General features: G+C 70.0%; 8 protein-coding genes. 4 read left to right on the forward strand and 4 right to left on the reverse strand.

Annotation, left to right across the window (positions count from 1 at the left end):
• Positions 1–206: 206 nt before the first annotated feature.
• On the forward strand, positions 207–1277 hold the full coding sequence (locus ACWELQ_RS04360) for an alpha/beta hydrolase (RefSeq protein WP_452395604.1): 1071 nt from the start codon (positions 207–209) through the stop codon (positions 1275–1277).
• Between the two features lie 15 nt (positions 1278–1292).
• Here ACWELQ_RS04360 and ACWELQ_RS04365 read toward each other — a convergent pair whose 3' ends face one another.
• Positions 1293–2504, reverse strand: a complete 1212-nt coding sequence (locus ACWELQ_RS04365; RefSeq protein WP_452395605.1) for a PucR family transcriptional regulator — start codon at positions 2502–2504, stop codon at positions 1293–1295.
• Positions 2505–2583: 79 nt separating this feature from the next.
• Between ACWELQ_RS04365 and ACWELQ_RS04370 the strand changes: the two genes are divergently transcribed.
• From ACWELQ_RS04370 to ACWELQ_RS04380, 3 genes are all read left to right on the forward strand, one after another.
• The gene (locus ACWELQ_RS04370) at positions 2584–4128 is read left to right on the forward strand and encodes an acyl-CoA synthetase (RefSeq protein WP_452395606.1); all 1545 of its coding nucleotides are present in this window, start codon (positions 2584–2586) and stop codon (positions 4126–4128) included.
• 51 nt (positions 4129–4179) lie between these two features.
• On the forward strand, positions 4180–4755 hold the full coding sequence (locus tag ACWELQ_RS04375; protein WP_452395607.1) for a PadR family transcriptional regulator: 576 nt from the start codon (positions 4180–4182) through the stop codon (positions 4753–4755).
• Between the two features lie 102 nt (positions 4756–4857).
• On the forward strand, positions 4858–5586 hold the full coding sequence (locus ACWELQ_RS04380) for a siderophore-interacting protein (RefSeq protein WP_452395611.1): 729 nt from the start codon (positions 4858–4860) through the stop codon (positions 5584–5586).
• A 4-nt stretch (positions 5587–5590) separates the two neighbouring features.
• On the opposite strand, the gene ACWELQ_RS04385 is transcribed toward ACWELQ_RS04380, so the two are convergent.
• The 3 genes from ACWELQ_RS04385 to ACWELQ_RS04395 form a co-directional block, all read right to left on the reverse strand.
• Positions 5591–8515, reverse strand: coding sequence for an oligosaccharide flippase family protein (locus ACWELQ_RS04385; RefSeq protein WP_452395608.1), 2925 nt, complete (start codon positions 8513–8515; stop codon positions 5591–5593).
• Entirely contained in the window at positions 8512–9228 is a 717-nt protein-coding gene (locus ACWELQ_RS04390; RefSeq protein WP_452395609.1) for a hypothetical protein, read from the reverse strand. Before ACWELQ_RS04390 ends, ACWELQ_RS04385 begins: the two co-directional genes overlap by 4 nt.
• A 69-nt stretch (positions 9229–9297) precedes the next feature.
• Positions 9298–9948 (reverse strand): hypothetical protein (locus ACWELQ_RS04395; RefSeq protein ID WP_452395610.1); only part of this gene is annotated, 651 nt, incomplete at its 5' end.

The following is a 9948-nucleotide window of genomic DNA, read 5'->3' on the forward strand; positions in this document are numbered from 1 at the left end:
GGGTGGTCCGGAGCACGCTCGTTCCGGAGCCCGTAGTCAACGACACCGTGCCGACCCGCCACAGCGGGGATCGCGGAAGTCTGTGAACAATCCCAGCCCGCGATCCAGCCCACCTGCCGCGCCCGCGGCGACTGCCAGAAGACCCTTGCCGCCCAAGTGCGTTCGTTCCTACCCTGCCCGAACGAAGGTCGATCTCGGGAGTGCACATGACCGAATGCCCTGGGCCGCACCGGATGCGCGCCGGCCTGCGGCGCGCCGTCGCGGTGCTGGTGACGGTGATGGTGCTGCCCGCGGTCGCGGGTGCGGCGGCATCCGCTGGGCCGGGACCGGTCTCGCTGGCCGACCTGCGCGCCGACGCGCGCCCGGCCGAGGACGGCTCCCATCTCGTCGACGCGTCCGACGCCGCGGACGGCCTGGTCGACCTGCGGGTGTACTCGGCGGCCATGGACACCGTCATCACGACGAGAGTGCTTCGCGCACCGGATGGTTCGGCCCCCGCGCCCGTCCTGTACCTGCTGAACGGAGCCAATGGCGGCCTCGATCGCAGCAGCTGGTTCGAGCAGACCGACGTCGCCGACTTCTTCGCCGACAAGCAGGTCACCGTCGCGATTCCACTGGGCGGGCGCGGCAGCTACTTCACCGACTGGCGCGCCGACGACCCGATCCTGGGCCGTCAGCGCTGGACCACCTTCCTGACCCGGGAACTACCGCCGATCATCGACTCGGCGCTCGACGGGTCGGGAGCGGATGCCATAGCCGGGATTTCGATGGCGGGCACCTCGGTCTTCCAGCTCGCCCTGGCCGCACCCGGCCGCTACCGGGCCCTCGGTTCCTACAGCGGCTGCGCGAGCACCAGTGATCCCCAGGGGCAGGCCATCGTGAGCGCCGTCGTCGCCCGTTGGGCGGGCAATGCCGTCAATATGTGGGGCCCGCCCGACGACCCCGCGTGGCGCGCCGCCGATCCCTACCTGCACGCTGATGAACTGCGCGGCACCGCGATCTACGTCTCGACCGGAACCGGCCTGCCCGGTCCACTCGACACCCTCGAAGGCCCCGGCATCGCGGGCAACGCGCCGAAACTGCTCAGCCAGCTGACATCCGGTGCCGTCCTCGAAGCCATCACCTACCGATGCGCCCTCGCCCTCCAATCCCGGCTCAGCGCCCTCGACGTCCCCGCCACCTTCGACCTGCGCCCCCTCGGCACCCACTCCTGGGGCTACTGGCAACAGGACCTCCACGACTCCTGGCCTCTCTTCGCGCGAGCCCTCGAGAACTGACCCCCGGTAGTCGCCCTATTCGGGCGCGGCCTTGCGGTACTGGATGGCCCACCACACTTGGGCCCCGATGTGGGCGCGGCGCAGATCGCATCCGGTGAGCTGTTCGAAGCGGCCGATGCGGTAGCGAACGGTGTTGGGGTGCACGATCAGTCGCTGCGCGGTGGTGTCGATGTGGAGGCCGGTGTCGAGGTAGCACTCGACGGTGTCGGTGAGGATGGCGGCGGCGTCACCGTGGCCGAGGGGCGTCAGGTAGCGGCGGGCGAGTTCGGCTCCGAGATCGGGGTCGGCGAGGACCGCGGGCAGCAGGCCGAGATCGTCGAAATCGCAAGGGCCGGTGTGCCCGAAGGCGCGGGCGGTGGTGAGGGCGCGGCTCGCGAAGCGGAAGGAACGGTCGAGCCGCTCGGGACGGGCGGGCGGGCCGAAGGCCAGTGGAAAAGGCAGGGCGAGAACGGGTTTGCGATCGGTGATTCCCGCGAGGTCGCCGTCGACGGTGGTGAGCGCGAAGGGGCGCAGATGGCGGACCAGGTCGGCGGGGAGGGCGTCGGGGCGCGCGTGGGTGCGGAAGGCGCGATAGTCGCGCTCGACGTCGAGACCGTAGGCCGGGGCACGCTGCCGCAGCTCGGTCGCGGTGAGCGTGCCCAGCAGCACGGCGCGGGTGAAGTCGGCGCGGTCCTGCCGATCCCGGCCCGCGCGTTCGAGTTCAACCTCCCGATGCCCGGTGGAGAACGCCAGGATGGCGCTGTCGACGAGATCGAGGGTGTCGCGGGTCAGGGTCAGGAGCAGATGGTCGTCGGCGCCGGAATCGACCGCGATGGCATCGAATTCGTCGAGCAAGCGCCGGATCGACACCCGCCAGGCGCGCAGCACACCCTCCAGGGAGATGCGCTGATGCGCCCGCAGTCGCCCGTACTCGCTGAACGCCGCCAATTCCGCCGCGCTCGGATCCCGCTCCTCGGTCAGCGCGGTCAGCAGTTGCCGCAGCATCGCGGTGGTGGCGGGCAGGAGGTCCGCCGTGTCCGTGCCGGCGTAGTCGGGAATCTCCGCGACGGCGCGCCGAGTGATGTCGTCGGCCAGCCGGTCGAGGTCGGCGCCGACCCGCTCGAGCAGCCGCTGCCGAGCGGAGGGGTGGGGGTGGTGGGAGCGCGTGGCCATCTCGTCCTCGACGATACGACGCGAGTTTGGAGAAGCCAACAAGGCCGGTGCGGCGTAGTTCGGAGCGTGCTCCATGGCCAGGGTCGATGGGAGCCACGAAACTCATCGGATGTAACCCACGCCACCCTGTTCGTAGAACGGCACAAGGACGCGCATGTATCTCACCCAGGGCCTGCACCGGGCCGTGCAGCAGCAGCCGAACGGCATCATGACCGTCTGCGGCGACCGCACCCGCACTTTCGCCGAAGTCGCCGACCGGGTTTCGCGCCTGGCGGGAGCGTTGCGCGCCGCCGGTGTCGCGGCCGGGGACCGGGTCGCCATCCTGGCGTTGAACTCCGACCGCTACCACGAGTACCTGCTGGCCGTGCCGTGGGCGGACGCGGTACTGAACCCCATCAACATTCGCTGGAGTCCCGCCGAAATCGCGTATTCCCTGGTGGATTCCGATACCAACGTGCTGCTGGTCGACGATGCGTTCGCGCCGATGCTGCCCGCCATCCTGGCCGCCGCGCCCAACCTGAATACGGTGATCCACTGCGGTGACGGGACGGCCCCCGAGGGCGCGCTGTCGTATGAGGAGCTCGTGGCCACCACAGCGCCGATCCCCGACGCCCGCCGCGGCGGCGATCAACTCGCGGGCATCTTCTACACCGGCGGCACCACCGGACATCCCAAGGGCGTCATGCTCTCCCACACGAACCTGGCGTTCTCGGCCCTGGGCGCGACCTCGACCGGATTCCTGTTCGAGCCCGGCGGTCGCTTCCTGCATGCCGCACCCATGTTCCACCTGGCCGACCTCGCCGGATGGTACGGCCAACTGCTGCTGGGCAATACGCATGTGATGATCCCGGCCTTCGACCCCGTCGCGACCATGCGGGCGATCGCACGGCACGCGGTCACCCAGACCGTGCTGGTGCCGGTGATGATCCAGATGCTCGTCGACCACCCCGAGATCGCCGAACACGACCTGTCGAGCATCCGCACCATCATGTACGGGGCGTCCCCGATTCCCGCGGCGGTGCTGGAGCGGGCCATGAAAGTCTTTCCGGCGGCGGGGTTCTGCCAGGCCTACGGCATGACCGAGCTCGCGCCGGTCGCCACCCTGCTCAGCCCGGCCGACCACCTGGCCGGGCGGCTGCGCTCGGCCGGTCGCGCGGCCCCGCATGCGGAGGTGCGCGTCGTCGACGCGGACGGCGCGGCCGTCGCGCCCGGCACGGTCGGTGAGATCGCGGTCCGGGGCGGGCACATGATGCTCGGGTACTGGAACCGCCCGGACGACACCGCCGCGACCATCCGCGAAGGCTGGCTGCACACCGGCGACGGCGGCTATCTCGACGAGGAGGGCTACCTCTACATCGTCGACCGGGTGAAGGACATGATCGTCAGCGGCGGCGAGAACGTGTATTCGGCCGAGGTGGAGAACGCGCTCGCCGCGCATCCCGCGGTCGCGGCCTGCGCGGTCATCGGTGTGCCCGACCAGGATTGGGGCGAACGGGTGCACGCCGTGATCGTCTGCCACCCCGGGCATACCGTCGCGCTGACGGAGATCCGCGCCCATGTGAAGGAGCGCATCGCCGGATACAAGGCCCCGCGCAGCCTCGAAGTGGTCGACGCGCTGCCGGTGTCGGGCGCGGGCAAGATCCTCAAACGGGAACTGCGCAAGCGGTATTGGGGCGACAGCGAGCGTCAGGTGCACTGACTTCGCCCGAATCCCTTGCTTCCGCTATATCTAAAGACATATCTTGGAGCCGTGAGTCCACGACGTTCCGACTTCGGGCCGGGACCGGCCGTCGGGCGGTTCTTCGGGCCGGGGGAGTTGCGGCTGGCGTTGCTGGCCTTGATCGTCCAACAGCCCGGGCACGGGTACGAGCTGATGTCGCGGTTGGAGGATCGCTGCGCGGGGGTCTATCGGCCCAGCGCGGGCGCGGTCTATCCGACCTTGCAGCAGCTCGAGGACGAGGGCCTGGTCGAACTCGAGATCGTCAGCAGCCGAAAGGTTTTCCACGCCACCGAGGCGGGGCACGGCGAGGTCGAGACGCAGGGTGAGCACCTGGACCGGATCTGGTCGCGGGCCACCGAGCGGGGTGAATGGGGTGCGTTCCGCGACCCCTACGCCGCCGAGATCGCCGGTCCCGCGCTGCGTTTGTTCAAGACCGCGGTCTCGGCGATCGTGCACTCACACGGTGACCCGCAGGTGATCGGGGAGGTGCGTGAGGTGCTGGTCGAGGCCACCCGGGAATTGGCGCAACTCGCCGTCGACGTCAAACTCCAGCACCGCGAGCAGCACCGACACCAACGCCGGCAACGCGGCCGGCGCCCGAAGTGACCGATTGCCCGCGGTGACCGTTGCCCGGCACCGGATCGTTCGAAGGTATTCCCATGGCGCACATAGACAATCCCGCCACGACCCCTGTCCCCCTCCCGCGGTCTGCAAGGCCGGGTCCTCGACCGGTTCTTCCGCACCGGCGAGGTCCTCGAGACCGAGCGCGTCGCCGCCCGCATGACCCGCGTCCGCATCGGCGTCGCCGACACCCGCGGCCTGGCCTGCCTGCCCGGCCAGCAGATCCGCATCGCCACCGGAGACCCGTCCGCGGACTGGCTGCTCTCGCGCATCGGCGATCTGCGCACCTATTCGGTGTGGGAGCACGATCTCGAGGCAGGCTGGCTGGAGGTATGCGTGCTAGATCACGGCGATGGGCCGGGCGCACGCTGGGGCCGCACCGTCACTCCCGGTCGGATCGTCCAATTCCGGCCCCCGGAGGGCTCTTTCATCGTGCACCCGAAGGCCGACTATCACCTGTTTGCCGGTGAGGAGACCGCCGCGGTCGCCTTCGGGGCCATGCTGCGCGCGATCCCCGCCGAGGTGCCGGTCTTCGGCGCGATCGAGACCGCCACCATCGAGGACCGCCTCCCGCTGCCCCGCCACGACGAGCTCGCGCATCCCTTGCGCGGCAACGCCTCCGCCGCCTCCTCCGCGACCCTGCTGTCGGCCGTCGCCGATCTGAACCTGCCCGACCGGCCCGGCATCGCCTACCTGGCCGGTGAGGCGCGCACCATCCAGTTCGTCACCAAATACTTGATGCGCGAACGTGATTGGCCGCGCCGCTCGATCGTCACCAAGCCGTTCTGGACGCCGGGCAAGCGCGGCATGGAGTAGCGCGTCAGGCGCTGACGGGGTTGCCGCGCCTGCCCAGTACACGCCGCACCAGATGCAGGATCTCCTCGAGCTGGCCGCGGTACACCAGCCGCAGCACGCCGAGGCCGATCGCGAGGGCGAATACCGTTCCGGCGCAGAGGATCGCGAAGTCGCGGCCGTGCAGGACCAGCGCGACCGCCGCGTACGCCGCGGCCATCCAGCAGGCGATGTGCAGGCCGGGGACCAGCAGCAGGAACTGTTCGCGTGCGCTCACCCCGGCCGCGCGCTTGCGGACCAGCCATTCGACCGGGACCAGCGCGACGGTCGCCGCGCTGTAGCCGACGGCGACGCCGAAGGGCCCGAAGGGCAGGCCCGCGACGATGCCGCCGATCGACACCACCGTGCACAGGATCGCGTAGCGCAACTGCAATTTCGCGTATCCCAGGCCGAGCATCACCGGGATCGTCGAAGGCTGGTACACCGCTTGCAGCGCACCCGCCATCGCGAGTACCCGGATGATGGGAATCGCGGGGGCCCAGGCGGATCCGAACACCAGGTGGATGAGCTGGGGTGCGGCGATGGCGATCAGCGCCATGCCGGGCAGGGCGAGCAGCGCCATGAATCGGGTAGCGCGCGCCAGTTCCGCGCGCAGTGCGGGCAGATCGTCGGCGAGCCGGGCGAACAGCGGGAACAACACCGAGCCGATGCTCTGGACCCCCAGCTGCACCGGTAACAGCAGCAGCCGGTAGGCCAGCGCGTAGAAGGCCAGCGACTGCGCGCCCTGGAAGCGGCCGATGAGCAGGTTGTCGGCGTTGCGGGCGAGCGAATTGAGCAGTACCGCACCGGCGAACGCGCGCCAGGAGAATCCGGCGATCTCGCGCAGGCGGCCCAGCCGCAGGTTCGGCCACGAGCCCGCGGCCGCGATCAGCATGACCGCGAGCACCACGTCGGTGGTGACGAGCTGGGCCACCAGCGCCCAGTAGCTGCCCCCGGCAAGCACCACCGCGAGCCCGACCGCGCCGCCGAGCAGCGCGGAGGAGATGTCGGCGATGCCGTTCTTGCGAAACTCCATCTCGCGCCACAACATCGCGCGCGGCGTGATCGCGGCGGCCCGCACCACCAGGCTCGGGGCGATCGCGATCAGCACCCACTTCAGGGCCGGGGTGTGCATGAACGCCGCCCACGCCGGGGCGATCGCGATGGTGAGGGCTGCCAGCACCGCGCCGACGCCGATATTGATCGTCATGGTCGCGCCCGGCATGTACCGGTCGAGTTTGGGCCGCTGGATCAGCGCGCTCGCGAAACCCTGGTCCAGCAGCAGACTCAGGATGCCCAGGTACACCGTCGCCTGCGCGACGACACCGAACGCGTCCGGTCCGATCAGACGGGCGAGCAACACCGTGAATCCGGTGCGGGCGATCTCGCGCCCCACCATCGAGACGCTGCTCCAGCGCACGCCCGAGGACAGCCCCTGGCCCGCAGCGGGCGCGGGTTCTCCCGTCTTCCCCTCGGCCGCAGCGGTTTCCGGCTCCGGGACGGGCGGCTCGACATCGGGTACGGGAGTCGGCACGGCGGCCACCGGTCTCTCGTCGGGCGGAGGCGGGGTGCCGTCCGGCGGGGGTGGTCGCCGCCACGGGCGGGTCAGCAGACCCTGCCCCGGCAGCGGAATCGCGTAGGTCGTCCACAGCAGCGCGAACCCGATGAAGAACAGCATCGTCGCCTGCTGGTAGTAGAACAGGTCGAAGGTGGTGCTGGACATCAGGATCGCGGCCACCATCGCGCCGAGCATGTACCCCTGCTCGCGTTCGCGGCGGGTGCGCGCCGCGCGCAGGCTCGCCGCGATCCCGAATATCGCGCCGCCGCTGAGCACGATCATGGCGGCGATCCCGACCACCCCGCCCTGCACCACGGTCTGCAGCCATTCGTTGTCCAGCAGATGCGGCTGCCCGCCGAGTCCGAGCCCGAAATACGGGTGGTCGTGGAAGATCTGCGAGACGCCCGCGTAATCCTCGGTGCGGTGCTTGATGCTCGGATCGTCGGCCGAGCCGGTGATGGTGCGCCACAACGCGTCCACGACGGTCGGGAAGATCACGACGTACGCGCCGATCGCGATCACCAGCGCGACCAGGGCGGTCACGATGATCCGCACCCGGAAGAAGAACATGTAGAGCAGCAGCGCGACCGCCAGCGAGATCACGCCGGAGCGCGACACCGCGGCGGGCATCGCCGCCAGCCCCAGCAGTGCCGCCAGCGCCGAGAGCACCCGAATGCCGGTGCGCCGGGCGTTGCGCGCGAAGTAGATTCCCAGCGGCACCGCCGCCACGGCCAGCACCGAGAATTCGATGGCGTGCTGCGCGGTGCCGATGACGCGTTTGGCACCGATGCGTTCGGTGAGGGTGAGGTCCTCGGCGTTGACGAGGAAACCCGGTGGCTTGAACAGGAAACGCAGATCCAGCGAGCTGACGCCCTGTAACAACCCGACCGCGCATTCGAACGAGAGCCCGATCAGCAGCGCGCCGAGCACGAAATCGCGGTCCTGGCTGGTCTTGATGCGGGTGAAGACATAGAGCGCGGCACCGACGTTCGCGACCAGGGAGATGATGGCGCGCGCCTTGGCCGCCTCGATGAGCGGGTCGTCGATGTGCAGCAGCCCGAGCCCGTAGATCAGCACCCAGGTGAAGAAGTAGACGAGCAGCACCACGACCCCGGGATTGAACCGCCGCCCGGACCGCTCCCGGCGGTTGGCCAGGAAGCCCAGCACGACCAGCCCGAACAGCATGACCGCGAGGACTTTCGCCGGTGCGCCATTGCTTTTCAACGGTCCGCCGGGAATGACGTAGGCGGGCAGCACCGGGATCAGCACGCACAGAACGGCCAGCGTCCACGGTTTGGTCTCCGGCCGCCGTTCACCGACGCCGGATCGCTCGGCGACGACTGCGGCGGTACTCACATCGACGTCGCAGCGCGGTTGTTGGTCGCCGCCGGTTCGCCCGTGCCGAGCGGGTGGGACGGCTCGGGGCGGCGGCGCTTGCGCTTCATCCGCTCGAGCGTCACATCGAGCAGCACGGCGAGCAGGATGGACAGGCCGATTCCGGCGCCGAGCACCGAGATCGTCGAGCGGGTGCGCGACGGCAGCGCGGCGACGGGGGTGCTGGGCGGTTGCACGGTGAACGAGGCCACCATCTGATCCTCGGGCACCTGGGCGTTCTGCTGCAGGGCGCGCAGCGTCGAATCCGCCTGTGCCGTCACGAGTTCGAGGGTCTTGGCGGTCGCCTGGGGGTCGGCGGAGGTCTCCTCGAGCATGACCAGCGGGATCTGCGCGGAGCCGGTGGTGGTGGGGAACATGCGAGCGACGTAGTTGGGCTGACCGCCACCCGCGACCACCTTGTCGACCACCGCGGGCTGCCGCAGTCCCAGGGCCGCGAGGTTGGCCAGTAGCGTCGCGCCGCCGACGTCGAGCAGCCCGTTGCGCCGCACGGCCTCGCCCGCCGGTGCGGTGTCGATGCGGTAACTCGGTGGCGCGAAACCGATTACGGCATTGGCGTAGTAGACCGGCTTGGCCGCCTCGTAGGTGTGTTTGCCGTAGAGCAGGCACAGCACCAGCAGCGGCAGGATCACGTACCAGCGGCGGGCACACGAGCGCGCGACATCGAACAAATCCACGTCAACTTCCCCCTTCGAACATCGCGAAGCCGACCCGAACGCCGAACCTACACGACACCACGTCATCCTTCAGTTCGATTGTGTTTCCACGTCTTTGCCACCGCGGTGCGTCGTCGCGACCACGATGCCCGGCACCCGGATCGCCGCCGACCGCAGCTGCGCGACCGCCTCGCGCAGCTCGCGCCGACGCGTCGCGCCGAGCGCCACCAGCAGGATCACACCGTCCCCGAACTCTCCGTACACCGATGCCGCCACGCTTTTCGTTACCGGCGGCGCGGCGACGAGCACATGGGTGTGGCCGGTGCGCGCGGGCTCGATCGACTCCCGCGCCCGGATCGGATCGGTGCTGTCGGCGGTGAGGATCAGCGGCTGCCCGCCGTGCCGTTCGATGGTGCGGCTCAGGTTGCCGACCACGGTGCTCACGTCGGCTTCGCCTGCGGCACTGGCGATCACCCAGACCGCGGGCGCCGGTGTCAGCTGCTCGAGGTGGGCCCGCAGCCCGCGGTAGCCGAGGAACTCCCGCTCCGACGGCGCGGTCACCGGGGACACCGTGCCGAGCACCGGGACACCCGTGGTCGAGGCGTGGGCGGTGGTGCGCAGGACCGGGTCGGTGCGCCCGCGAATCCAGACCGCGACCATGCCGAGCAGCAGTCCGGCCGCGACGCCGAGCCCGCCGAGCGCGAGCTGTCCGGGCAGGCGGCTGCCGGGGGTGCTCGCGGC

The sequence above is a fragment of the Nocardia sp. NPDC004722 genome (genome assembly GCF_053601505.1).